Genomic DNA, 23,461 nt, shown 5'->3' with positions numbered 1-23,461 from the left:
GTTGAGCGGTGAACTACGGCGAAATTAGACGTAGACGTCAAGCGTCCGCGAGCGCCGCGAAGGCTTGCTGGACATGCCGGCGGCCGTCGAAAATAACGAATTCCATCGCCTTGTGCGCCGCCAATTCGTCGCCGGCGGCGATAGCGTCGACGATCGCCATATGCGTATCGGCAATATTGCCGAAGCCGTTGCTGGTCGGAGGTGCGCTCATCCGGAACATGCCGACGAGGGCCGCTTCGATCAGGCCGCCGAGCGAACGCATGAAGGGATTGTGGGAGGCTTCCGTGATCGCCAGGTGAAAGTGAAGATCGGCGACGGCGAGACTATCAGGCGTATGTTCCGGCGCGGCCATGGCCATCGCCAGCTTTCGCAACGACTCGATTTCTTCGGGGCTGGCCCGCTTCGCCACGAGGCTGGCGGCAAACGGCTCGAAGGCCAAACGAATGTCGTAGAGGTGGAGAAGGAACTCCTCGTTGACGCCGCTTTCAAAGTGCCAGGTCAGCACCGCGCTGTCGAACATGTTCCAATGGATCTTTTCGGTGACACGGGTTCCGACGCGGGCGCGCGGCACGACCAATCCTTTTGCCGCGAGCGTCTTCATGCTCTCGCGCAGCACGGTGCGCGACACCTTGAACCGCTGCAGAAGATCGCTGTCGCCAGGGAGAATGCTGCCGATGGGAAAGGCGCCGGACACAATCGCTTTTCCAAGATCATCCACGACCTGAGCATGGCTCGTTCGGGATTTTCCTTCGGTTTTCCTGGTTTCAAGCAATCGGCCGCGCAAACACTCTGTCCTTCCCTAAGCGTAACGTCGATTGAAGCGGGAAAGCAGCAGAAGTCCCTTCTGCATCAGAATAAACGCAAAGAGCAGCAGCCCGATTAATATCTTAGTCCACCAACTGGAGAGCGTTCCATCAAAGGTGATATAAGTCTGAATCAAGCCCTGTATGAGAATTCCGATGAGAGTTCCTCCAACGAACCCTGCTCCCCCCGTGAGCAATGTTCCACCTATGACCACGGCGGCAATGGCATCCAGCTCGACCCCAACCGTAGCCAGCGAATATCCTGCCGACGTATAGAGCGAAAAAACGATTCCGGATAGACCGGCGAGAAAGCCGGACAGCGCATAGATCTGGATCGTTGTGCGGCCGACCGGCACACCCATCAACTGAGCCGTCTGCACCCCGCCGCCCAACGCATAGACGTTGGCGCCAAAGCGGGTGCGATGCGCCAGCACAATGCCGCCTGCAAAGACGATCAGCATGATACCGCCGATCAGCGTCAGACGGCCGCCGCCTGGCAGCAATAGATAGAGATCGCTCAGTTGCGAATAGAAATCATGCTCGATCGGGATACTGTCGATCGAGAGGACGAAAGCGATGCCGCGCGCGAGAAACATGCCCGCCAAAGTGACGATGAAGGGCGGCATGCTGAGATAGTGGATGATGGCACCCATGCCCGCGCCGAAGATCGTCGTGATCGCCAGAACAAGCGCGAAGGCGAGCAACGGATGGATCGAGGTATCTCGCAGAATGATAGCCAGGAAGACGCCGGTAAAGGCGATGACCGAACCGATCGACAGATCGATGCCGCCGGAAAGGATGACAAACGTCATGCCGACGGCGGCAATTCCGAGAAAAGCGTTATCCGTCAGCAGATTGCCGACGACGCGCGTCGACAGCATGGTCGGAAACTCCATCACGCAGCCGGTGTAGGCCAGCAGGAAAATGACGATCGTCACGAGCAGAGGAAGATATTTCGAATTCACTTTGCCTGCTCCTCATGGATCATCTGCGCCGCGCCCCGCCGACGCCAGAAAAACGACGAGACGGATTGGAGAGCTGGAGACTGGATGACCAGAATGATGATGACGATGACGGCCTTGATCACCAGATTGAACTCCGGCGGGAAGCCGGACAGCAGAATGCCGGTATTGACCGACTGGATGATCATCGCGCCGATCAGTGAGCCGACGATGCTGAAACGGCCGCCAAGAAGGGAATTGCCACCGACGACGACGGCCAGGATCGCGTCAAGTTCGAGCCAAAGACCGGCATTGTTCGCATCGGCGCCCTTGATATCGGCGGAAACGATGATGCCGGCGATCGAAGCGCACAGGCCGCTCAGCGCATAGACGGCGATCAGCAGCACCGGCGTCTGAATGCCCGACAGCGTGCTGGCCCGCCGGTTGATGCCGATCGCCTCGACGAGCATGCCGAGAGCCGTGCGTCTCACCAGAAGAATAACCGCCAATGCCACCAACAGCCAGATGACGACAGGCATCGGCAGGGAGCCGAAGGACCCGCTTCCCAAGAAGATGAGCCCATCGTCATTGAAGGTCATGATGACGCCTTCGGTGATCAATTGGGCTATCCCGCGGCCGGCGACCATCAGCACCAGCGTGGCGATGATCGGCTGAATATCGAGAACCGCGACGAGGAACCCGTTCCAAAGCCCGCATGCAAGCCCGACGCCGATGGTCAGTATCAGCGTATAGGCGAGAGAATGTCCGGAGACGATGGCGGATGCGGCAACGGCGCCGCAAATTGCAATCACCGCGCCGACCGAGAGATCGATGCCCTTGGTGGCGATGACGAGCGTCATGCCGATGGACAGAAGCGCTACGGGCGCACCGCGATTGAGAACATCGATGATGCTGCCATACAATCTGCCATTTTGCAGTTCCAGATGAAAGAACTGTGGGAACATAATGAAATTCAATAGAAGAATCGCTGACAGCGCAATGAGCTGCGGGGCCAATCGAAGCAACAGGGCCTTGATCTGGGAACTCATGCTTCCTCCCGCTTGCTCTCGCCCGTCGCGATCGAGTCGACGATATGGCTGGCGGTAATCTTGTCGCCTGTCAGTTCGGCAATATGTTCGCGGTCACGCAGCACGATGACGCGGGAACTATAGGCCACGAGTTCCTCCAGCTCGGACGAGATCACGACTAGCGACATTCCCTGCTGGCAAAGATCTTCGATCAGTCGGATGATCTCCGCGTGCGCGCCGACATCGATGCCGCGCGTCGGCTCGTCCAGGATCAGGAAATTGGGATTGGTCGCCAGCCAGCGCGCCAGAATGGCCTTCTGCTGATTGCCGCCGGACAGCAGCCTTATCGGCTTTTCGCGGTCGGTGGTGCGGATATCCAGCGCCTTGATATAACGATCGGCGATCGCGTTCTGCTCGCTGCGCGGTAATGGGCGCGCCCAGCCGCGGCGGGCCTGGAGCGCCATGACTATGTTTTCGCGGATGGAAAGATCGCCGATGATGCCATCCGTCTTGCGGTCTTCGGGGCAAAAGCCGAAGCCGCTCTTGATGGCAGCGCGAGGGCCCGAAAGGGTCACATTCCTGTCCTCGATCTTTGCCTCGCCGCTGTCGGCGCGCTCGACGCCGAAGAGCACTTCCGCGGTTTCCGTGCGTCCTGAGCCCAGCAGACCGGCAATCCCAACCACTTCTCCGACCCGAACCTCCAGGTCGAAGGGCTTAATTTTGCCGCGTTTGCCGAAATTGGTGAAGCGGTATCTGACCGGCCCGCTTTCGCCGACCGCCTGCTTCGCGGTCGCTTCGACCTGCGCGAGTTCGCGGCCCAGCATCATGGCGATCAGGGTTTGCCGGGAAAGGCCCTCCGCATCGCGCGTGCCCACAAGGCGGCCGTTGCGCAGAACGGTTATGCGGTCGCAAATCTGATAGACCTGCTCAAGAAAATGCGTAATGAAAACAATTCCTAATCCGCGCTGCTTCAGATTCTGGATAATACCGAAAAGCATGGCAACTTCGTGCGTATCGAGGCTGGCCGTCGGCTCGTCGAGGATCAGAACCTTGCCAGAGAGATCCACGGCACGTGCGATCGCGATGACTTGCTGAATTGCGACGGAGAAACGGTCGAGCTGACGGCTGACATCGATGTCTATGCCGTATTGCGACAACAGGTCTTTCGCCATGCTGTTCATCGCACGGCTGCTGATCATGCCGAGCCGTCTTGGCTGCCGGCCGAGAAACAGATTTTCCGCTACACTCAAATTCGCAAGGAGGTTCACCTCCTGATAGACCGTTCCGATACCAAGCTTCTGCGCCGCCAGCGTATCGTGCGGGTCGATTTCGGCGCCATCGAGAACAAGGCTGCCTGCGTCGCGGCGATAGGCGCCGGTCATGCACTTGATCAGCGTCGATTTCCCAGCACCATTTTCGCCGAGAAGCGCATGAACCTCGCCCCGCCGCAACGTAAAATCGACATGATCCAGAGCGGTGGAGCCGGGAAAATATTTGCAGAAGCCGGTAGCCGTCAGAAGACGCTCGACATCGTGAGCCATGGAGCAAGAATTTCCTTGAATTGAGCCGGTATGCAAAGGTGCGAAATACGCCGCTCGCTAAAGCGCCGTGCGTACATCTTACTCGCATTCGGGTAGTTCACCTAAATGCGGAAGCTTCCCCGCCCGCAATGCCGCGTAGAAAAGCCCGCATCGGCCGTTTGCCAGCCGATGCGGTTCGCTTTTTTTACATCAATAGCCCTGGTTCTTCTTCTCCTCGTAGACCTTCTGCGGGTCGTCAGACTGTGTGTACAGCTTCGACTCGGTCTGGATCCACTTCGGCGGCTCCTTCTTGGTCTTGAGGTACGCGTCGAGGGCATCGAAGGCGGGGCCGGCCATGTTCGGCGTCAGTTCCACCGTCGCGTTTGCTTCGCCGGCCGCCATGGCCTTGAAGAGGTCCGGAACCGAATCGATGGATACGGTCAGGATATCCTTGCCCGGCTTCAGGCCGGCTTCCTTGATCGCCTGGATAGCGCCAACGGCCATGTCGTCGTTATGAGCGTAGAGCGCGCAGATGTCCTTGCCGCCATTTTCGGCCTTCAGGAAGCTTTCCATGACTTCCTTGCCCTTGGCGCGGGTGAAATCGCCGGTCTGGCTGCGGACGATCTTCAGGTTGTCATGGCCCTTGATGGCTTCTTCGAAGCCCTTCTTGCGGGCGATGGCCGGCGAGGAACCGGTGGTGCCCTGCAGCTCGACGATATTGCACTTCTTGTCGCCGACAGTCTTCACAAGCCAGTCACCGGCAACCTTGCCTTCGTGAATCTGGTCCGAGGTAACGGCGGTCAGATAGAGATCCTTCGGGGCGTTGATCGTGCGGTCAAGCAGGATGACGGGGATCTTGGCTTCCTTGGCTTCCTTCAGAACAGAGTCCCATCCCGTTTCCACGACGGGCGCCAGGAGAATCGCGTCGACACCCTGCGCGATGAAGGAGCGAATCGCCTTGATCTGGTTTTCCTGCTTCTGTTGGGCATCGGCGAATTTGAGGTCGATGCCGCGCTTTTCAGCCTGCTGTTTCGTAACCGTCGTTTCCGCCGCACGCCAGCCGGATTCCGAACCGATTTGCGAAAAGCCGACGACCAAATTCTTTGCCGATGCGGTCGTAAACATGCAAGCAGCAAGAATCGTGGCACTCACCAGTGCAGTCTTAAATTTCATGATGTCCTCCCAATTGGCCAACTCCTACGGCCGAAGGCAAAAAATCATATAGTAATACTTTTGTAAATCGGGATTCTATGACGCACTGCAACAAAAAAGGGCGTCCCTTGGACGCCCTTTTCAACTCAAGCGTTTTCCGCCTGATTTTCTTATTTTGAAGCCGGCAGCTTGTCGTCGACGCCTTCGATATAGAAGTTCATGCCGAGCAGAGTACCGTCATCGGCTTTCTCGCCGGCCTTCAGCCAGGGCGTACCGTCCTGCTTGTTGATCGGGCCGGTAAAGGGCGCGAGTTCGCCGGACTTGATCTTGGCTTCGGTCTCTTCAGCCATCTTCTTCACGTCGTCGGGCATGTTGGTGTACGGCGCCATCTTCAGAATGCCGTCCTTCAGGCCATCCCAGCTCTGTTCGGCCTTCCAGGTGCCGTCAAGCAGCGCATGGACGCGTTTGGAGTAGTAGTTGCCCCAGGTGTCGACGACGGCCGTCAACTGCGCCTTCGGGCCGGAGGCGATCATGTCGGACGCCTGACCGAAGGCATGGATGCCGCGCTCTTCAGCCACCTGCATCGGTGCCGTCGTATCGGTGTGCTGCGTCAAGATATCGACGCCTTGGTCAACCATGGCCTTGGCAGCGTCGGCTTCCTTGCCGGGATCGAACCAGGTGTTGACCCAGACGACCTTGAGCTTGAAGCTCGGATCGACCGAGCGCGCGCCCTGCTCGAAGGAGTTGATGCCCATCACCACTTCCGGGATCGGGAAGGAAGCGATGTAGGCGGCACCGTGATTCTTCGACGTCTTGGCAGCGATCTGACCCAGGATGTAGCGGCCTTCATAGAAGCGCGAGTTGTAGGTGGCGAGATTCGGGCCGCTCTTGAAGCCGGTCGCATGCTCGAACTTAACCTTCGGGAACTTCGCGGCGACCTTGACGGTCGCGTCCATGAAGCCGAACGATGTGGAGAAGATCAGCGAGCAGCCGGAGCGGGCGAGTCGCTCGATGGCGCGTTCGGCGTCCGGGCCTTCCGGTACGTTTTCGAGATAAGGCGTATCGATCTTGTTGCCAAACTCCTTCTGGACCTGCTGACGGCCGAGATCGTGCGCCTGCGAATAACCGCCGTCCGTATGCGAGCCGACATAGACAAAGCAGACCTTGGTCGGAGCCGCTTCGGCCGCAGCGCCGAAGCCGACAATGGCAGCGGCCGTGGTGGCGAGTGCGAGTGCTAGTTTTTTCATGGTTACCCCTGCTGGTTTGATATTTACGAAATCCGTCCGGTTGTTGTTCTTAGCGCTCCGGAACGAAGGCCTTGCCAAGCGACGCTGGCGTGTTGATCAATGTCGCCCGACGATTTTGAGAGATGATGATGAGAACCACAATAGTCGATGCGTAGGGTAGCATCGACAGAAACTGTGAGGGAATGCCGACGCCGAAGCCCTGCGCATGAAACTGCAGGATCGTCACTGCGCCGAAGAGATAGCCGCCGGCCAGGACGCGCATCGGCCGCCACGACGCGAAGACAACAAGGGCCAGTGTCACCCAGCCGCGGCCGGCCGACATGTTCTCGACCCATTGCGGCGTGTAGACCAGGGACAACTGTGCACCAGCGAGCCCGGCGCAGGCGCCGCCGAACATGACGGCGAGATAGCGCGTGCGGATGACGTCGATGCCGAGGGCATGTGCCGAGCCATGACTGTCGCCGATGGCGCGCAGCTTCAGGCCACTGCGGCTGCGGAAGAGGGACCAGTTGACCCCGATGAGCAGCGCGATCGACAGATAGAAAGTCAGATCCTGCTTGAACAGCACCGGCCCGACGAGCGGAATATCGGACAAGACCGGGAAGACGATTTCCCGCAACTGCACTCCGGGCACACTGACATAACCTTCCCCGATCATGCCGGAGAGACCGAGGCCAAGGATGGTCAGCGCCAGACCCGTCGCCACCTGATTGGTCACCAGCGTCAGCGTCAGGAAGCCGAACAACAGCGAAAATAGCGCGCCGCCGGCAATGCCGGCGATGAGGCCCACATAGGGCGATCCGCTCACCTGTGCGCCGACGAAGGCGGCGACAGCACCGATGATCATCATGCCTTCGACGCCAAGATTGAGCACACCGGAGCGTTCCACCACAAGTTCGCCGAGGCCGGCGATAACAAGCGGCGTCGAGGCCGTGATGATGGTGAGGAGGATCGCTTCAAAGACACTCATACTCATGCCGCACCTCCCCGAACCCGCGACCAGACCAGCCGGATCTTATAGTTGATCAGCGTATCGCAGGAGAGCACGAAGAAAAGCAACAACCCCTGGAAGACGCTCGCCGCCTTGGCGGAGATGCCGGGCGATAATTGCGCCGCCTCGCCGCCAAGATAGGTCAGCGCCAGCACGAAGCCGGAAAGGATCGCGCCGAGCGGATTGAGACGCGCCAGGAAAGCAACGATGATGGCGGTAAAGCCGTAGCCCGGCGATATTGCCGGCTGCAGATGGCCGATCGAACCCGCAACCTCGGAAATGCCGGCAAGGCCTGCCAGCGCGCCGGAGAAGAGGAAGCCGAACCAGACCATTTTCTTGGAGGAAAAGCCGGCGAAGCGGCCTGCTCGTTCCGATTGGCCAAGAACGGTTATCTCAAAGCCCTTCAGCGTGTATTTCATCATGAACCAGGCAAGGATCGCCGCGACGATGGCAAAGACGATCCCCCAATGCGCCCGACCGGAGTCCGCCCAGATCGCCGGCAGCACCGCCTCCGGCGGAAAATCGATACTCTGCGGGAAATTATGGCCCTGCGGATCGCGCCAAGGGCCGCGTGAGAGCCAATCCAGGTAGAGCTGCCCGATATAAACGAGCATCAAGCTCGTCAGGATCTCATTGGTGTTGAAATGCGCCTTCAACAACGCCGGAATGGCGGCATAGAGCGCCCCGCCGACAGCGCCGGCGATCAGCATCAGTGGCAGGACCATCGGCGAATGCCAATCGGTGAAGACAATCGGAATGTAGGAGCCGGCGACCGCACCGATGGTAAATTGGCCTTCGGCGCCGATGTTCCAGTTGTTGGACCGATAGCAGACGCAAAGGCCGACCGCGATCAGGATCAGCGGCCCCGCCTTGATCGCCAGTTCGTGCAGCGACCAGACTTCCAGCAGAGGCTCGACGAAGAAAGCGTCCAGCGCTTCCACCGGGTCCTTGCCGAGGACGGCGAACATAATGGTACCGGCAATCAGCGCCAGCGCGAGGGCGAGCAGCGGCGACAGGAAGCCGAACAGTTTCGAAGCCTGCGGGCGCCTTTCAAGTTCAATGCGCATGCATGGGCTCCGGATGCGTCTTTGATTCATGCAGGCCGCCCATTAGGAGACCGATCTTTTCCCGTGTCAGCTCGCCCGCCGGATAAGCCGGCGACAGCCGTCCTTCCGAAATGACGGCAATATCGGTGGCCACCTCGAATATTTCGTCGAGATCCTGGCTGATGACCAGCACGGCCGAGCCGTTGCGGGCAAGATCGACCAGCGCCTGACGAATATGGCTTGCGGCACCCGCGTCGACACCCCAGGTCGGCTGATTGACCACCAGCACCGTCGGCTGCCGGTCCAGCTCACGACCGACGATGAACTTTTGCAGGTTACCGCCAGAGAGCGAGCCCGCAGTCGGGTCCTCGCCGCTTTTGCGCACGTCCATGGCTTCGGAAATGCGCTTGGTCGCCTGTTTGACCGCGCCCCGACGGATCACCTTCAGGAAACCACCGCCGAGGAAGGCCCGGCGGTCCGATTTGCTGCGGGCCAGCACGAGATTGTCTGAAAGCTTCAGCCCCGACACCGCCGCATGGCCATGCCGCTCTTCCGGCACGAAACCGGCACCCAGCAGGCGGCGCGTATTGATACCCTTGGTGCCGACCGCCTGGCCACGCACCAGGATCAAATCGTCTGAAGGCACGGTATGTTCGCCGGAAACGACATCGAACAACTCCCCCTGCCCGTTGCCGGCAACGCCGGCGATCGCCAGAATCTCGCCCGCGCGTACGCGGAGCGAAACATTCTTCAGCGACATGGCAAAGGGCGCGCGCGCGGGCACAGAGAGACCGGCGACCTCGAGCTGGATATCGCCCTTCTTGCCAAGGCCTTCATGCTGCACGCTGGCAACATCGCTGCCGACCATCATGCGGGCGAGCGAGCCGGGCGTTTCCTGCCGTGGGTCACAGGCACCGGTTACCTTGCCATGGCGCAGCACCGTAGCGCGGGAGCAGATGCGTTGCACCTCCTCCAGGCGGTGGCTGATATAGAGCACCGAACGGCCTTCGTCCCGGAGCCGGAAGAGCGTTTCGAACAGGCGGTCGGCTTCCTGCGGTGTCAGCACCGAGGTCGGCTCATCGAGGATGATCAGCTTCGGATTCTGCAGCAGCGCACGGACGATTTCGATACGCTGGCGCTCGCCGACGGAAAGGTCAGCGACATGAGCATGGGGATCCAGCGGCAGGCCATAGGCTTGCGACAGGCTGGCAGCCTCCTCAGCGATCTTGCCGATCGGAATGCTGTCATCAAGGGAAAGGGCGATATTCTCAGCGACCGTCAGCGCCTCAAACAAGGAGAAATGCTGAAACACCATGCCGATGCCAAGCTTGCGTGCTTCGCCCGGCGAGCCAATCGAGACGAGTTGGTTTTGCCAGGCGATTTCGCCCTCGGTCGGCTCCAAAACGCCGAACAGCATCTTCACCAGAGTGGATTTGCCTGCGCCGTTCTCACCGAGCAGAGCGTGAATCTCGCCGGGCTGAATTTCCAGATCAATTCCATTGCAGGCAGCAAAGCTACCGAACAGCTTAGTCAGTTTGCGAACCGACAATAACGCACCGGTTGCCGGCACATCGAATGACGACACGTTCCCCTCATTTCCTTCCCACTGTCCTGCCCTTTCGGATCTATGGGATCAGCAGCGTAGTTCCACTCGTTTTTCTTGTTTCCAGATCCGTGTGCGCGCGCCCCGCATCGCTCAACGGATAGGTCTGGTTCACATTGATACGCACTTTGCTGCTTTGCACAACAGCAAATAATGCTTTCGCGCTGGCTCTCAGCTCCTCAGGCGTTGCGACATAGGCGAAAAGGCTTGGCCGCGTGGCGAAAAGCGAACCCTTCTGATTGAGGATGGCGAGATTGAAGTTCTCGATCGGGCCGGACGATTGACCGAAGGTCACCCACATGCCGCGCGGCTTCAGGCAATCGAGCGAATGTGGGAACGTGTCCTTGCCGACCGAGTCGTAAACGACGTCGACGCCCTTGCCGCCGGTAATCTCGCGGACACGATCGGCAAAGCTCTCCTTACTGTAATCGATGACGTGGTCATAGCCGTGCGCCAATGCCAGTTCGACCTTTTCCGCAGAACCGGCAGTGCCGATGACGGTGCCGGCTCCGAGAGCCTTGGCCCATTGGCCGGCGATCAAGCCGACGCCACCTGCTGCGGCATGAAACAGCAGCGTCGTTCCGGGGCCGACCTTGAAGGTGCGGTTCAAGAGGTATTCGGCCGTCATCCCCTTCAGCATCATCGATGCCGCGGTTTCGAGTGGGATATCGTCAGGCACCTTGACCAGATGGCGGGTTTCTATGTTGCGCTCGATGCTATAGGCGCCGTCGCTGCCGACATAGGCGACACGATCGCCGACGGCGAAATCGGTCACGCCCGGCCCGACTTCCGTGATCGTGCCCGCGGCTTCCTTGCCGAGCGGCAGAGGAAAATAGGGTGCCTTGTAAAGGCCCGAACGGAAATAGACGTCTATGAAATTAAGGCCGATCGCAGCGTGACGGATCTGCACCTCGCCGGCGCCCGGAGACGGCAGATCGACCTCCTCGAACTTCATGACATCAGGACCGCCATTTTCGTGGATGCGAATGGCCTTAGTCTTCTTCATGATGCGCAATCCTCATTGACGCCCGAGGGACGGGAAAAACTGCAGCACGGCGCCGATGCAATAAAGATAGATGCCGCTGACGATAAACAAGACAACAGCCCATTGCGGCATGACGAAATGCATCAGCAATGAATAGATTCCGAGGGCGGACCAAAGCAGGAATATACCAAGATTGAGCGGCCGCAGCCGCCTGACGCGCACCGGATGCAAGAAATTGATCGGCAGGAAGGTCAGGACGACGGAGACGCCCACGAGGACCATGGCGGTTGTTGCGCTAGCGTCGATGACGAAGAGCGTGAAGACCACCATGTTCCAGACGACCGGGAAACCGGAGAAGAAATATTCCTCCGTCTTCATGCCCATATCGGCATAATAAATGGCGCTGGAGACGACGATCATCCCCGCAGCGACGAAGGACCAGGGCTCGCCGATCATGCCTTTTTCGTAAAGCGCGAAAGCGGGCAGAAGCACATAGGTCACGTAGTCGATGATGTTATCCAGCGTATCGCCGGACCAGTTCGGCAACACTTCCTTGACGCTGACCTTGCGGGCGATCGGTCCATCGATGCCATCGACAAGCAGAGCCAGACCGAGCCACCAGAACATATCGACAAAGCGATGTTCCGCCGCCGCGACAACGCCGAGAAAGGCAAGGAACGAGCCGGATGCCGTCAATATATGTACGGAAAAGGCACGGATTTCCGCGTAAGGCACCCGCTTATAATTGAAGATTTTCATCCGCCCCGTTACTCGCCTGCTTATCTACCTGCCCCGGCAGGCGATTTTTCTTGCTAATATGCACCCTTTACGCGGCGCTGCCAGCGCAAAAGCGTCCATGTACCACAGGCTAGCGCGAGTTCTTGTCATTTTCACCCGCTGCGATGTTTCATCCCATGGATTTCAACAGGCTAAGCGTCTATTTTCAGAAAGAAAGATAATTGAGGCATCGATATGAAGCAGGTTGAAGTGGCCGTCATCGGCGGCGGTCTGGCGGGCATGATCGCGGCGATAGCCTTGGCGCGCGGTGGGCGAGCCATTGCCCTCATAGCCCAGCCGCATAACAAGGCCGACCGGCGGACCACGGCGCTGATGGACCAATCGATTCGCTTCCTGGAGCGGCTGGCGCTGTGGGACAGGATTGCGCCTTCGACCGCCCCCCTGACCACCATGCAGATCATCGACGGCACGACGCGGCTGCTGCGTGCGCCGACCGTCGCCTTTCGCGCCTCTGAAATCGGCCTCGACGCCTTCGGCTATAATATACCGAACGCCGCACTGCTCAGCGCCCTCAGCGAAGCCGTAAAAGCGGAGGGCAATATCACGCTTATCGAAATGGCGGCCTCCGAGGTCACTGTCCGCGACGATGGCGTCACCGTCACCCTCGAAGACGGCGAAACGCTCGACACTGCCTTTGTCGTCGGTGCGGATGGGCGCAATTCGATGGTGCGGGAAACGGTCGGGATCAAGGTCAAGACCTGGTCCTACCCGCAATCGGCCATGGTGCTGAACTTTGCGCATTCGCTGCCGCATCAGAACATCTCGACGGAGTTCCACACAGAAAGCGGGCCGTTCACCCAGGTCCCCCTGCCCGGCAATCGCTCCAGCCTCGTCTGGGTACAAAAGCCGGCGGAAGCCGCTGCCAATGCCGAAAAATCGCTGGAAGATCTCGGCCGCCTGATCGAGGACCGCATGCAATCGATGCTCGGCAAGGTTACGGTCGAGGACAGCGTGCAGGTTTGGCCGCTCTCCGGCATGACGGCCTATCGCTTCGGCAAGGGCCGCACCGCGCTGATCGGTGAGGCCGCGCATGTTTTCCCACCGATCGGCGCCCAGGGGCTGAACCTCAGCCTGCGCGATATACTGACGCTCGTCGAAATTCTGGCAAGCCCCACCGGACAGCCGATTTCAGCATCCGCCGGCGGCAGTTTCGACCGCCGTCGCCGCGTCGATATCATTAGCCGCACAGCGAGCGTCGATCTCTTGAACCGCTCTCTGCTTTCGGATTTTCTCCCCGTTCAGATGCTGCGAGCCGCGGGGCTGCACGTCCTTTCGGCCATTCCGCCACTGCGCAACATCGTCATGCGTGAAGGCATCGAGCCGGGCGGCGGCTTACGCGGTTTTCCGTCGATGTTACGGGAAAAGCTGCGCCGGTAGGGCACCGGACTTGATCAAATAAAGCACCAGCGAGACCGTCGCGACTGAACAAGCGGTGGTGATGAGGATCGTCGCGGAGGCCCGCTCCTGCCAGACGCCATATTGTTGGCCGATGACGAATACATTCGTCGCCGTTGGCAGGGCGGCGAGCAATACCGCTGATTCGATCCAGATCGGATCGAAGCCGCCGACTGCCTGCAGCGCGACATAAACGACCAGCGGATGCAGAATGAGTTTGGCCGGAACGATATAGCCGATCTCGGTCGGGACACGCTTCAGCGGCCGCAGCGCCAACGTCACGCCCATGGCGAACAATGCGCAGGGTGCGGCGGCCTGCGCCAGATAGTCGACAAAGTGTTGGAAGGCGACCGGCTGGCCGACCGAAAAAGCAGCGGCGACGAAGCCGAGCGCGGTCGACACAATGAAGGGGTGCAGCAGCACTCTTCTGGCAATGTCGGCGACAAGCCGTCCGGACGATCGCTTGTCGCCGCCCTCGATCGCCATCAGCGCCGGCGCGACGATGAAATGCAGCGCATTTTCAAAGCAGACAATCAGGGCGACAGGAACGGCGGCCTTTTCGCCGAGCGCCAGCAGCGCCAGACCCGGCCCCATATAGCCGATGTTGCCGTAGGCGCCGGCGAAAGCCTGGATCGTGCTGTCGGCCAGCGAATTGCGGCGCAGAAAGCATCCGGCCAGGAACAGCAGCAGGAAGATCAGATAGGTCGCGGCCAGATCGGTGATGATGAAATCGGCGCGCGTCAATTGTTCGATCGGCGTTTGCGAGACGAGCTTGAAAAACAGGGCTGGCAGCGCCGCATAGATGATGAAGGTATTGAGCCAGCCAAGTGCTTCCGCCGGCTGTCTGGTGATGCGCGCGGCGATGTAACCGATTACGATCAGGCCGAAGAACGGCAGCAACAGACCGACAATGTCAGCCATCGGGCATATCCCATTTTGGGTGATTGGAAAGGGAGACTGGAGTTGCTTAGCCGATTTGCGTCAGGATTGGAAAGGTCTGCTGAAACCAGATCGCCATGTCGCTGACATAACCGAATATGAACGCCAGACCGGTGAGCACCAGAAGCCCGCCCATGACCTTCTCCACCGTGCCGAGATGGCGGCGGAAGCGAACAAGGAAGGTCATGAAGGCACCGGAAAAACCGGCAGCGATCCAGAAGGGGATAGCAAGGCCGAGCGAATAGATGGCGAGCAGCCCCGCGCCCGCGCCGATCGTCTCACGCGAAGCCGCAACGCCGAGAATCGCGCCCAGCACCGGACCGATGCAGGGCGTCCAGCCGAAGGCGAAGGCAAGACCCATGATATAGGCGCCTGTCAGCGTCGCCGGTTTGCCGCCGCCCTGGAAACGCGCCTCGCGGGCGAGAATGCCGAGCCGGAAAACGCCGAGGAAATTCAGGCCCATGACGACGATGATCAGGCCGCCTATTTTCGCTAGGATATCGAGATGCTGGCGCAGCAGAATGCCGATCGAGGACGCGCCAGCGCCAAGCGCAATGAACACGGTCGCAAAGCCAAGCGTGAAGAACAGCGCCGAAAACAGGACATTGCCGCGAACGCCTGGCCCGGCCGCGACGGCCGCTCCGCCACCGCGAAATTGCTCGACGGAAATGCCGGCCATATAGCAGAGATAAGGCGGCACCAGCGGCAGCACGCAGGGCGAAAGAAACGAAAGGGCTCCGGCGAGCAAGGCGCTCAGAAGCGAGATATCGGCAAGCGACACGATAGACTCCGGCTATGTCATTCAGCCGTCTTACTAGCGTTGCTGGAGCCGGAAGGCCAATCACCTTTTCGAGGGGCGCGCGAGCGATGCCATTTCATTGATCCTTGGATGAAAAATCGGCCAGGAGGATCCCGCCTGAACCATGGCACTGTGCAGCGGCATATACGGATGGCGGAAGCAGTTCACCAATTAGTGCCTTTTTCACATACTGCTAATATCCGAATTTACCTCGCTCGACATGGGCACCATTGTTCCTAATCGTCCCACGACTGCGAGGAGCGTGTTATGGCGTCTGTTGATATGCAGCATTTCGAAGCCTTAGGGATCGAAAATAGCGGTTCCCTTGGCATGATTCCGGTACACGATTCGTCTGCCGGTGCGATGAGGCATAAAGCCGAGTGCGTGTTGCGGCTAAAAGCCGAAGGAAAGTCGATGGATTGCATCGCCCGCGAGGCTGGCGTCAGTCGATCGACCGTAACCAGAATCATGCGTTATGTAGAGCGCGCATCCGCCGGATAATAAGCCGGCCACGGACCAAGTCGTGATTCTTCGGTGCAGCGAATCATATATCCCGCCGTGCCCACACCTTAAGCTGCTAATTTTACTGAGTTTTTGGTGAGAGCGATGGGATTCGAACCCATGACCTACTGATTAAAAGTCAGTTGCTCTACCGGCTGAGCTACGCTCTCCCCGTCCGCGGATGATTGCACCCCGGCTGGAAGTGCGCGGAACATATGCAGACGCCCTATTGCGGTCAACCCATAAAATCGCGGTTACGACGACGTACAACGCTTTTCCGCATGTCGAAGTGGTGAAAGCTGCCTGTGTCGATGCGCAAATCGGGAAGATCAGCATAGGAAGCCGCGTCTTTCTTCGCGAAAAAAGCAAGGATTGGTCGTTTTGATGATAGGAAACCGCAGAATTCCTCAATTTAAGGATTATCTTATAGGTTATACCTGCCTTTTCGGGAGATTTGCCGCACACCTTTAGAGTGGCAACTACGCTTTTCTCATTCAAATGACTGACTCGGCAATCACTGCCTCAGAATGTTACCACGGTATGATAGGATGATTTTTTGAATGCTTGACGCCTGAATTCTTGAGACATCAGTTCAGAATCAGGTTGAGGCCGGCACTGGGTCGGGGACGCCAATGAAGCAGAAATCCGAACTCGATAAATGGTGCAAGGCACAGGAGCAATTTTTGCGTTTCCATCTGCATTGTCTGAAGCAGGGCCGCATTCGTGTACACGCCGTCGAAAACAACCGGTTCATCGACACGACCGATGAAGTCGCCGAGGAGCTGAGAAAACAGCTTGCCGATCTCAGAGCTTGCTTCGCCACGCCGGAACAACGGTAACATTCTTCCTTAATAATCGGGATCTGCACGCCAGCGGCTCTGATCGCAACCCAGACGCAATTGTTTGCGGCCCGAATCGCTTTTGGTGTATATCGAAATTTATTGGCAACCCGCCGATTCCCTCAGGAGGATTTCTATGGAAGACGCACACGTCGGTTGGATCGCAGCAATCATCATTGGCGGCTTCGCAGGCTGGCTCGCCGAAAAGCTCATGGAAAGCAACATGGGTCTTATCATGAACATCATCCTCGGCATTGTCGGGGCGATTGTTGCTAGCTGGCTCCTGGGGATTCTGCACATCGCATTGCCGTTCAACGCATGGATCAACTATCTGATCACCGGCTTCATCGGCGCCTGCATCCTGATTTTCGTCGGTCGGTTGATCAGACGATAGGCGCCCGCTCAGCGAGCAAAATCCGTCAGGACAGAGATAGTCAAGGGGAAGACGGGGATATCTCGCCTTCCCTTTTTTATTGTATTTATGTGACATTTTGGCTTTCACAACCCTTTTCAACCTCGCCCGCAGCCCTAGCTTTTGTTGGTAGACGGAAGAGGAGGTTGGAAGCATGACCCAAAGCGCCAATCAGACGCCGGGCCGGAAGGTAATACGCGGTCGCCCCTACAGCATCGCCGAATTCGCACGAAAGTATCGCCTCGATGACAAGGAAGCCAAGCGGCTCTTCGACAAGTTCGGACCATCTGCTACGGAACTGGATTTGCTGATGGCTGCCAAGCGGAAGCCGCCCAGCCTTTCTTCCGCAATCGGCTATTGATCCCCTATCACGGCTAGAGAATGCCGGGCTCTCTCGCCCGGCCCTTTGACCGGTTGACTCCACCAAATCAGAACTTCGACAGGTCCGCTCGCCAGCACCTTCCCGATACGGGAAAGACTTTGCTGCGAGTTCGCCCGACTGCAGCAGGCATTCCACGTGAGCACGATCGTTCGACCGGAGTGCAAATAGGCTACGCCTGCATCGCCCTTGCCTGATATATCACAGTCGCTTGCCATCGCGGCAACGACATGCCAACTTTTGATGTATCAATGGAATCATCCGGGAATGCAGAATTCGCAAAGCCACCGCGCCTATCTCGCCCTCGAGCATCGGATCGTTACGCTGGCGCTGAAACCGGGTGCACTGGTCACGGAAAAGCAACTGATCGAATTGGCCGGCCATGGGCGCACGCCGGTGCGCGAGGCAATCCAGAAGCTGGCATGGCAAGGGCTGATCCATGTACGGCCGCGCGTGGGATTGCAGATCGCGGAGATTCGGCTGGCAGACCATATGCATGTCATGCAGGTCAGGCGCGAACTCGAACCGATCGCCGCGTCGCTGGTCGCCAGCCATGCCACTGAGGAACAGCGGGAACAACTGCTCGAATGCGCCCGGCTGATGACCGAGTGCGCCGCAACGCGCGATCTGCCGGGCTTCTTTGCCGCCGACAAGACGTTTGATGAAATTCTCGAGGATGCCTGTCCGAACGGCTTCATCACGGCCGCACTTGGGCCAGTGCAGACCCATTCACGTCGGCTCTGGTATTCGACCGCGACGCCTGACGGCATGGACCGCTCGATCGCATTGCATGTCAGCGTCATCAGGGCGATCCATGGGGGCAACAGCGAAGATGCCCGCAAGACGATGGCGGCTCTGATCGATTATCTCAGCGACAGATGAAAAAGGCGGCCTCGCTGTCGAGACCGCCTTGCCTATTCCGATATCCGAAGGTTCAGAGAGTGGTTCAGCCTTTCATGGGAACGCAGAACCGCTTTATCTTTTTTGCAATCCCGGATGGAAAACGGCCTTAGCCGACGAAGGCGCGTTCGATGACGAATTCGGCCGGCTTGCTGTTGGCGCCCTCGCTAAGACCTGCCTTCTCAAGCAGATCCTTGGTATCCTTCAGCATCGCCGAGGAGCCGCAGATCATGCCGCGGTCGATGGCAGGATCCAATGCGGGGACGCCGAGATCGGTGAAGAGCTTGCCGTTTTCGATGAGATCGGTAATGCGGCCCTTGAAGGGAAACTCTTCGCGGGTGACGGTCGCATAATGGCGCAGCTTGTCGCCGACGACTTCACTCAGGATTTCATCGTTGCGAATTTCCTCGACGAGGTCGAAGCCGTATTTCAGCTCGGCGACATCACGGGTCGTATGGGTGAGGATCACTTCCTCGAACTTCTCGTAGGTCTCAGGGTCGCGGATCAGGCTGGCGAAGGGCGCGATGCCGGTGCCGGTCGAGAACATATAGAGCCTTCTGCCAGGCGTCAGCGCGTCGAGCACCAGCGTACCCGTCGGCTTCTTGCGCATCAGCACCTCGTCGCCCGGCTTGATGTTCTGCAGATGCGAGGTCAGCGGACCGTCCGGAACCTTGATCGAGAAGAATTCAAGCTCGTCGGCCCAGGCGGGGCTCGCGATCGAATAGGCGCGATAAAGCGGCTTGCCGTCGACCATGAGGCCAATCATCGCAAATTCGCCCGAGCGGAAGCGGAAGCCCTGCGGCCGGGTCATCGTAAAGCGAAAGAGCCGGTCGGTATAATGTGTCACGCTCAGTACCTTCTCGGCAAAGACGCCGGCGGGCACTGCGGAAACAAACTCTTCGGTCTTGGCAGGGGCGTTCATTCGGTATCGGATCCCGTATTCGTCGTACACGTCATTCTTGGCAGGCTGCGTTTTGCGAGGCTGATATTATAATATAGCCCCGATTTAAAGGCATTCTATTCCATCCCACGGCGCCGGCATAAAATATGCGTGTTCCGGTCAGGATTCACGCATCATGTGAGCCGTATATACCAAGAATGCGGCAATCCGATGTATTTCGCATTGCCGGCATCCCTGGGCTAGAAGCCGAATTAGGCCGTTTTAGCCGCCTTACGGCGCCAACTAAAGGCTTGGCCATCTTCGGCTTGCCGGGCGGTCGGCTGATAGTGATGCGGAATGCCCGGAAGGCGCTGCTCCGAAAGCCTCTTCAGCGCCGTCTCGTTGGTAACCGCAAAACTGTCGATACCGACACGCAGCATCAACGGAATCTGGTCGATCAGCACATCGCCGACCGCACGCAGCTCATTGGCATAACCAAGGCGCTGACGCAGCAGCGAAGCATGGCTGAAGGCGCGGCCATCGTTGAAAGCCGGAAACGCTACGGCGACGATCTCCAGGCGGGAGAGATAGGGCTCCAGCCGCGTCACATCGTCAGCCGGCTTGATCAATACGCCAAGGCCGACATCGTTGCTTTCCTCGGCCTTGGCAATCAAGGCATCGAGGCCAAGCAGAGGCTTCTGCTCTTCGGTCGCCTTCGGCTCATCGGTCTCGATGATCCAGAGATCGTTTGCGACAAAACCGGTTTCCCGCCAAATCTTCGTCATGGCCATCTCCTTACGCCGCTTCAGCCGCAGCCGAGCCGTAGAGCGCGTCCTTGAAAGGCTGCGGTCCGACGCGGCGGTAGGCGGCGAGGAAGGTTTCGGAGGGTTCCAAGCGCAGGCCGAGATAAGTATCGACGATTGTCTCGATCGCGTCGGTCACCTTGTCCGGCTCAAAGCCGCGGCCGATGATCTCACCGATCGAGGTATGTTCGTCGCCGGAACCGCCAAGCGTGATCTGATAGAGTTCCGCACCCTTCTTCTCGACGCCGAGCAGGCCGATATGGCCGACATGGTGGTGACCGCAGGCGTTGATGCAGCCAGAAATCTTGATCTTCAGCTCACCGATTTCGGCCTGACGCTCGGCCGAACCGAAGCGCTTGGAAATTTCCTGCGCAACCGGGATCGAACGGGCATTGGCGAGAGCGCAATAGTCCAGCCCCGGACAGGCGATAATATCCGTGATCAGGCCGGCATTAGCCGTTTCGAGACCGGCGGCGACCAGACCGCGATAGACGGCCTCGAGATCGGCCAGCGCCACATGCGGCAGGATCAGATTCTGCTCATGGCTGACGCGGATTTCGTCGAAAGCATATTCTTCGGCGATATCGGCGACCACGTCCATCTGCGCATCCGAAGCATCGCCCGGAATACCGCCGATCGGCTTCAGCGAGATCGTCACCATGCCATAATCGGGGTTCTTGTGCGGCTGCACATTCTGCTGCACCCAGCGGGCAAAATCCGGATCGGCTTTTTTCCAGCGGGCAAGGTTTTCCCAGCCTTCGGCACGCTCGGGCAGAGCCGGCGGCGCGAAATAGGTAGCGATCGCCTGAACGTCCGCTTCGGGAAGCTTCAGTTCGGTGTCCTTCAGCTTCACAAACTCGGCCTCGACCTGGCGGGTCAATTCCTCAGCCCCGGTTTCGTGCACGAGGATCTTGATGCGGGCCTTGTATTTGTTGTCGCGGCGGCCGTGCAGATTGTACACGCGCACGATGGCGGTCGTGTAGGACAGCAGGTCTTCTTCCGGCAGGAAGTCGCGGATCAGCTTGGCGACCATCGGCGTACGGCCCTGCCCGCCACCGACGTAGACGGCAAAGCCGATTTCGCCCTTGTCGTTCTTCTTCAGATGCAGGCCGATGTCGTGCACCTGGATGGCGGCGCGGTCGCGCTCGGCGCCGGTGACGGCGATCTTGAACTTGCGCGGCAAGAAGGAGAACTCCGGGTGGACCGAGGACCACTGCCGCAGGATTTCCGCATAGGGACGCGGGTCGGCGACTTCGTCAGCGGCAGCACCGGCAAAATGGTCGGCTGTGACATTGCGAATGCAATTGCCCGACGTCTGGATGGCGTGCATCTCGACGGAAGCGAGGTCGGCAAGCACATCGGGTATATCGGACAGCTTCGGCCAGTTGAACTGCAGATTCTGGCGGGTGGTGAAATGGCCATAACCGCGGTCATAGGTGCGCCCGATATGGGCGAGCATACGCATCTGGCGTGAGCTCAACGTGCCATAAGGAACGGCGATGCGCAGCATGTAAGCATGGAGCTGCAGATAGACGCCATTCATCAGCCGCAGCGGCTTGAACGCATCTTCCGAGAGTTCACCCGAAAGGCGCCGCTGCACCTGATCGCGGAACTGTGCAACCCGTTCCGCAACAAAGGCGTGGTCAAATTCGTCGTAACGATACATGATTTCCTCAGACTGCAATGAATTCCGGATCGGCCGCGGCATAGCCCGGCGCGTATTCCATAGTGGGACCTTCGGCGCGAATGCGCTCGCGCAGGCGCAGCGGCCAGAGCTTGCCGCCGGTTTCCTGGATCTCGATCAGAGCAACATCGACAACCTTGTTGTCGGCATAGGCCTGCTTGCCGATCGCCTCGAGCGCGGCTTCCGCCTCGGCATGACGAGCGACCAGCGCCCCTTGCAGCGAGGTTGCCCACTCACCATTGGCATTCCACCAGACGGCAATGCCGTCGGTCAGCCGGTTTGCGGTCAGAACCTTGTCGACCATGGATCAGCTCCTTGCAAATTCTTGAGCAGCGGTCTCCTGACGGACCAGCGGCTCGGACTGTTCGAAATTGGCGCCGGCGACGGCATCGCCTATGATAACCATGACCGGACCGCTCAGCTCATCGCGATGCTCCAGGTCCGGCAAATCTTTCAATGTGCCGTGCATCAGGCGCCGGTCGCGGCGGCTGGCGTTCTCGATGACGGCAACAGTCGTCTCAGGCGGAAGCCCGGCGTCCATCAGGCGGCCAGCAACGGATGCGGCCACCGTACGGCCCATATAGACGGCGATGGTCGCGCCGGATACGGCAAGGCTTGCCCAATCCGGCAGAACGTCGCCGGTCAGGTCGTGACCAGTGGTGAAGACCAGCGATGAAGCAACGCCGCGCAATGTCAACGGCAGCTCGAAATCGGCAGCCGCAGCAAAGGCCGAGGTGATGCCCGGAACGATCTCATAGGTAACGCCAGCGGCACGCAGGGCAGCCATCTCTTCGCCCGCCCGGCCATAGACCAGCGGATCGCCGGATTTCAGCCGCACAACGCGCTTGCCGTCGCGGCCAAGCTGCACCAGCAGATCGTTGATCTCTTCCTGGGATTTGGTATGGCAGCCCTTGCGCTTGCCGACGGAAAGACGCTCAGCGTCCCGGCGGCCCATATCAACAATGGCCTGCGGGACGAGCGCGTCATAGACGATGACATCAGCTTCCATCATCACGCGCTGGGCGCGCAGGGTCAGCAGATCTTCCGCGCCAGGACCGGCACCGACCAGCCACACATGGCCCTCGACCTTATGCATCGAGCACAGCAAGCTGTCCGCAGCGCGTTCCGCCTGCAGCAAATGGCCCGCACTGACGGCGTCAGCAACCGGACCGGAAAAAAAGCGGCGCCAGAAGACGCGGCGAGCGACGCCGCGCGGCACGAGACGATCGACGGATTTGCGATAGCTCGTCGCCAGTTCAGCGAGCTTGCCGAGCGAGGGCGAGAGTATCTGATCGATCTGCGCGCGGATCATCTGCGCCAGCACGGGGCCGGCGCCTTCGGTACCGATCGCAACGGCCACAGGGGCACGATTGACCAGCGCCGGGGTGTAAAAATCGCAATAGTCCGGCTGATCGACGGCGTTCGCCGGAATTCTTTCGGCGCGGGCGGCATCAACAATAGCGCGATCGGCTTCGGCATCGCCAGTGGCGGCGAACACGAGGGCAGCGCCCTGGACCTGATCCGGCGAAAAGGCTGCACGCACCGTCTCGATGCGGTTGGCAATCAGGAAGGAGTGATAATCGGCCTCCGGCGTCTGCGTATAGGCGACGATCTTCGCCTGCGTGTTCATCAGCAACCGCGTCTTGGCAAAGGCTTCATCACCATTGCCGAAGACAGCCGCGATCCTTCCTTCCACGCGAAAGAAGGCGGGAAACACCGAAAGCTGTTGAGTCCTGGGAGGCATTATCATTCCACTTCGAGATTGCCCGAATATCACCTTACCGGCCAGGAGATTGAAGAAACAGAAATTCTAATG

Annotated in this window: 24 protein-coding genes and 1 tRNA gene; 6 read left to right on the top strand and 19 right to left on the bottom strand. The window is 59.2% G+C overall.

From position 1 onward, the window contains the following. Nucleotides 1-37 precede the first annotated feature (37 nt). The 11 genes from N2601_RS06635 to pcsA all read right to left on the bottom strand — a co-directional run bounded on the left by N2601_RS06635 (nucleotide 38) and on the right by pcsA (nucleotide 12,075). Nucleotides 38-784, bottom strand: a complete 747-nt coding sequence (locus N2601_RS06635) for a FadR/GntR family transcriptional regulator (RefSeq protein ID WP_104823040.1) — start codon at nucleotides 782-784, stop codon at nucleotides 38-40. A 15-nt stretch (nucleotides 785-799) separates the two neighbouring features. Further along, nucleotides 800-1,768: a galactofuranose ABC transporter, permease protein YjfF gene (yjfF, locus tag N2601_RS06630; protein ID WP_104823039.1), complete on the bottom strand. Its 969-nt coding sequence runs from the start codon at nucleotides 1,766-1,768 to the stop codon at nucleotides 800-802. After that, nucleotides 1,765-2,793 (bottom strand): ABC transporter permease, encoded by a 1,029-nt coding sequence (locus tag N2601_RS06625; RefSeq protein ID WP_104823038.1) that lies wholly within the window; start codon nucleotides 2,791-2,793, stop codon nucleotides 1,765-1,767. Before N2601_RS06625 ends, yjfF begins: the two co-directional genes overlap by 4 nt. Next, on the bottom strand, nucleotides 2,790-4,313 hold the full coding sequence (gene ytfR, locus N2601_RS06620) for a galactofuranose ABC transporter, ATP-binding protein YtfR (protein ID WP_260303858.1): 1,524 nt from the start codon (nucleotides 4,311-4,313) through the stop codon (nucleotides 2,790-2,792). The genes N2601_RS06625 and ytfR overlap by 4 nt, the downstream gene beginning before the upstream one ends. A 189-nt stretch (nucleotides 4,314-4,502) precedes the next feature. Then, nucleotides 4,503-5,465, bottom strand: coding sequence for a galactofuranose ABC transporter, galactofuranose-binding protein YtfQ (ytfQ, locus tag N2601_RS06615; protein WP_104823036.1), 963 nt, complete (start codon nucleotides 5,463-5,465; stop codon nucleotides 4,503-4,505). Nucleotides 5,466-5,614: 149 nt separating this feature from the next. Further along, on the bottom strand, nucleotides 5,615-6,691 hold the full coding sequence (locus N2601_RS06610; RefSeq protein WP_260303857.1) for a BMP family ABC transporter substrate-binding protein: 1,077 nt from the start codon (nucleotides 6,689-6,691) through the stop codon (nucleotides 5,615-5,617). Between the two features lie 49 nt (nucleotides 6,692-6,740). Continuing rightward, nucleotides 6,741-7,661 (bottom strand): ABC transporter permease, encoded by a 921-nt coding sequence (locus N2601_RS06605; protein ID WP_104823034.1) that lies wholly within the window; start codon nucleotides 7,659-7,661, stop codon nucleotides 6,741-6,743. 2 nt (nucleotides 7,662-7,663) lie between these two features. Then, on the bottom strand, nucleotides 7,664-8,749 hold the full coding sequence (locus N2601_RS06600) for an ABC transporter permease (protein WP_104823033.1): 1,086 nt from the start codon (nucleotides 8,747-8,749) through the stop codon (nucleotides 7,664-7,666). Further along, nucleotides 8,739-10,313, bottom strand: a complete 1,575-nt coding sequence (locus N2601_RS06595; RefSeq protein WP_104823032.1) for an ABC transporter ATP-binding protein — start codon at nucleotides 10,311-10,313, stop codon at nucleotides 8,739-8,741. The genes N2601_RS06600 and N2601_RS06595 overlap by 11 nt, the downstream gene beginning before the upstream one ends. Nucleotides 10,314-10,353: 40 nt before the next feature. Next, nucleotides 10,354-11,337 carry a quinone oxidoreductase family protein gene (locus tag N2601_RS06590; protein WP_104823031.1) on the bottom strand — a complete coding sequence of 328 codons (984 nt, stop codon included), beginning with the start codon at nucleotides 11,335-11,337 and terminating at the stop codon, nucleotides 10,354-10,356. Between the two features lie 12 nt (nucleotides 11,338-11,349). Continuing rightward, nucleotides 11,350-12,075, bottom strand: coding sequence for a phosphatidylcholine synthase (gene pcsA, locus N2601_RS06585; protein ID WP_104823030.1), 726 nt, complete (start codon nucleotides 12,073-12,075; stop codon nucleotides 11,350-11,352). Nucleotides 12,076-12,288: 213 nt separating this feature from the next. On the opposite strand from pcsA, the gene N2601_RS06580 reads away from it, so the two are divergent. Further along, entirely contained in the window at nucleotides 12,289-13,491 is a 1,203-nt protein-coding gene (locus N2601_RS06580; RefSeq protein WP_104823029.1) for a UbiH/UbiF family hydroxylase, read from the top strand. Here N2601_RS06580 and N2601_RS06575 read toward each other — a convergent pair. Then, on the bottom strand, nucleotides 13,468-14,430 hold the full coding sequence (locus N2601_RS06575; protein WP_104823028.1) for an AEC family transporter: 963 nt from the start codon (nucleotides 14,428-14,430) through the stop codon (nucleotides 13,468-13,470). The two genes, N2601_RS06580 and N2601_RS06575, sit on opposite strands and share 24 nt — an antisense overlap. A 46-nt stretch (nucleotides 14,431-14,476) precedes the next feature. Then, nucleotides 14,477-15,229: a cytochrome c biogenesis CcdA family protein gene (locus N2601_RS06570; protein WP_104823027.1), complete on the bottom strand. Its 753-nt coding sequence runs from the start codon at nucleotides 15,227-15,229 to the stop codon at nucleotides 14,477-14,479. A gap of 285 nt (nucleotides 15,230-15,514) precedes the next feature. Here N2601_RS06570 and N2601_RS06565 point away from each other — a divergent pair, with 285 nt between their 5' ends. Next, nucleotides 15,515-15,748: a helix-turn-helix domain-containing protein gene (locus N2601_RS06565; protein ID WP_104823026.1), complete on the top strand. Its 234-nt coding sequence runs from the start codon at nucleotides 15,515-15,517 to the stop codon at nucleotides 15,746-15,748. A gap of 94 nt (nucleotides 15,749-15,842) precedes the next feature. Here the strand turns inward: N2601_RS06565 and N2601_RS06560 are convergent. Further along, nucleotides 15,843-15,918 (bottom strand) — tRNA-Lys (locus N2601_RS06560). A gap of 462 nt (nucleotides 15,919-16,380) precedes the next feature. Between N2601_RS06560 and N2601_RS06555 the strand changes: the two genes are divergently transcribed. From N2601_RS06555 to N2601_RS06540, 4 genes are all read left to right on the top strand, one after another. Then, nucleotides 16,381-16,587, top strand: coding sequence for a hypothetical protein (locus N2601_RS06555; RefSeq protein WP_158704449.1), 207 nt, complete (start codon nucleotides 16,381-16,383; stop codon nucleotides 16,585-16,587). Between the two features lie 136 nt (nucleotides 16,588-16,723). Then, nucleotides 16,724-16,981, top strand: a complete 258-nt coding sequence (locus tag N2601_RS06550) for a GlsB/YeaQ/YmgE family stress response membrane protein (protein WP_104823023.1) — start codon at nucleotides 16,724-16,726, stop codon at nucleotides 16,979-16,981. A gap of 172 nt (nucleotides 16,982-17,153) precedes the next feature. Beyond that, nucleotides 17,154-17,360 (top strand): hypothetical protein, encoded by a 207-nt coding sequence (locus N2601_RS06545; protein WP_104823022.1) that lies wholly within the window; start codon nucleotides 17,154-17,156, stop codon nucleotides 17,358-17,360. Nucleotides 17,361-17,645: 285 nt separating this feature from the next. Further along, nucleotides 17,646-18,260 carry a GntR family transcriptional regulator gene (locus N2601_RS06540; protein ID WP_104823021.1) on the top strand — a complete coding sequence of 205 codons (615 nt, stop codon included), beginning with the start codon at nucleotides 17,646-17,648 and terminating at the stop codon, nucleotides 18,258-18,260. 127 nt (nucleotides 18,261-18,387) lie between these two features. Here N2601_RS06540 and N2601_RS06535 read toward each other — a convergent pair whose 3' ends face one another. The 5 genes from N2601_RS06535 to cysG all read right to left on the bottom strand — a co-directional run bounded on the left by N2601_RS06535 (nucleotide 18,388) and on the right by cysG (nucleotide 23,389). Continuing rightward, nucleotides 18,388-19,200, bottom strand: coding sequence for a ferredoxin--NADP reductase (locus N2601_RS06535; RefSeq protein WP_104823020.1), 813 nt, complete (start codon nucleotides 19,198-19,200; stop codon nucleotides 18,388-18,390). Between the two features lie 230 nt (nucleotides 19,201-19,430). Next, nucleotides 19,431-19,943, bottom strand: a complete 513-nt coding sequence (locus tag N2601_RS06530) for a DUF934 domain-containing protein (protein ID WP_104823019.1) — start codon at nucleotides 19,941-19,943, stop codon at nucleotides 19,431-19,433. Between the two features lie 10 nt (nucleotides 19,944-19,953). Continuing rightward, entirely contained in the window at nucleotides 19,954-21,627 is a 1,674-nt protein-coding gene (locus N2601_RS06525) for a nitrite/sulfite reductase (RefSeq protein ID WP_104823018.1), read from the bottom strand. 7 nt (nucleotides 21,628-21,634) lie between these two features. Beyond that, complete coding sequence (locus N2601_RS06520; RefSeq protein WP_104823017.1) at nucleotides 21,635-21,949, bottom strand: DUF2849 domain-containing protein; 315 nt, start codon at nucleotides 21,947-21,949, stop codon at nucleotides 21,635-21,637. A gap of 3 nt (nucleotides 21,950-21,952) precedes the next feature. Further along, nucleotides 21,953-23,389: a siroheme synthase CysG gene (gene cysG, locus N2601_RS06515; RefSeq protein WP_104823016.1), complete on the bottom strand. Its 1,437-nt coding sequence runs from the start codon at nucleotides 23,387-23,389 to the stop codon at nucleotides 21,953-21,955. Nucleotides 23,390-23,461 lie beyond the last annotated feature (72 nt).

It is taken from the genome of Rhizobium sp. CB3060 (assembly GCF_025200735.1).
Lineage (GTDB): Bacteria > Pseudomonadota > Alphaproteobacteria > Rhizobiales > Rhizobiaceae > Rhizobium.
The sequence above is the reverse complement of the archived record's forward strand: the minus strand, read 5'-3'. Positions and strand labels throughout refer to the sequence as shown.

Coding starts and splice junctions, on each gene's coding strand:
- N2601_RS06625 (WP_104823038.1), bottom strand. CDS start 2,793: ATGAGTTCCCAGATCAAGGCCCTGTTGCTTCGATTGGCCCCGCAGCTC.
- ytfR (WP_260303858.1), bottom strand. CDS start 4,313: ATGGCTCACGATGTCGAGCGTCTTCTGACGGCTACCGGCTTCTGCAAA.
- ytfQ (WP_104823036.1), bottom strand. CDS start 5,465: ATGAAATTTAAGACTGCACTGGTGAGTGCCACGATTCTTGCTGCTTGC.
- N2601_RS06610 (WP_260303857.1), bottom strand. CDS start 6,691: ATGAAAAAACTAGCACTCGCACTCGCCACCACGGCCGCTGCCATTGTC.
- N2601_RS06605 (WP_104823034.1), bottom strand. CDS start 7,661: ATGAGTGTCTTTGAAGCGATCCTCCTCACCATCATCACGGCCTCGACG.
- N2601_RS06600 (WP_104823033.1), bottom strand. CDS start 8,749: ATGCGCATTGAACTTGAAAGGCGCCCGCAGGCTTCGAAACTGTTCGGC.
- N2601_RS06590 (WP_104823031.1), bottom strand. CDS start 11,337: ATGAAGAAGACTAAGGCCATTCGCATCCACGAAAATGGCGGTCCTGAT.
- pcsA (WP_104823030.1), bottom strand. CDS start 12,075: ATGAAAATCTTCAATTATAAGCGGGTGCCTTACGCGGAAATCCGTGCC.
- N2601_RS06580 (WP_104823029.1), top strand. CDS start 12,289: ATGAAGCAGGTTGAAGTGGCCGTCATCGGCGGCGGTCTGGCGGGCATG.
- N2601_RS06575 (WP_104823028.1), bottom strand. CDS start 14,430: ATGGCTGACATTGTCGGTCTGTTGCTGCCGTTCTTCGGCCTGATCGTA.
- N2601_RS06565 (WP_104823026.1), top strand. CDS start 15,515: ATGGCGTCTGTTGATATGCAGCATTTCGAAGCCTTAGGGATCGAAAAT.
- N2601_RS06555 (WP_158704449.1), top strand. CDS start 16,381: ATGAAGCAGAAATCCGAACTCGATAAATGGTGCAAGGCACAGGAGCAA.
- N2601_RS06550 (WP_104823023.1), top strand. CDS start 16,724: ATGGAAGACGCACACGTCGGTTGGATCGCAGCAATCATCATTGGCGGC.
- N2601_RS06545 (WP_104823022.1), top strand. CDS start 17,154: ATGACCCAAAGCGCCAATCAGACGCCGGGCCGGAAGGTAATACGCGGT.
- N2601_RS06540 (WP_104823021.1), top strand. CDS start 17,646: ATGCAGAATTCGCAAAGCCACCGCGCCTATCTCGCCCTCGAGCATCGG.
- N2601_RS06535 (WP_104823020.1), bottom strand. CDS start 19,200: ATGAACGCCCCTGCCAAGACCGAAGAGTTTGTTTCCGCAGTGCCCGCC.
- N2601_RS06530 (WP_104823019.1), bottom strand. CDS start 19,943: ATGACGAAGATTTGGCGGGAAACCGGTTTTGTCGCAAACGATCTCTGG.
- N2601_RS06525 (WP_104823018.1), bottom strand. CDS start 21,627: ATGTATCGTTACGACGAATTTGACCACGCCTTTGTTGCGGAACGGGTT.
- N2601_RS06520 (WP_104823017.1), bottom strand. CDS start 21,949: ATGGTCGACAAGGTTCTGACCGCAAACCGGCTGACCGACGGCATTGCC.
- cysG (WP_104823016.1), bottom strand. CDS start 23,389: ATGCCTCCCAGGACTCAACAGCTTTCGGTGTTTCCCGCCTTCTTTCGC.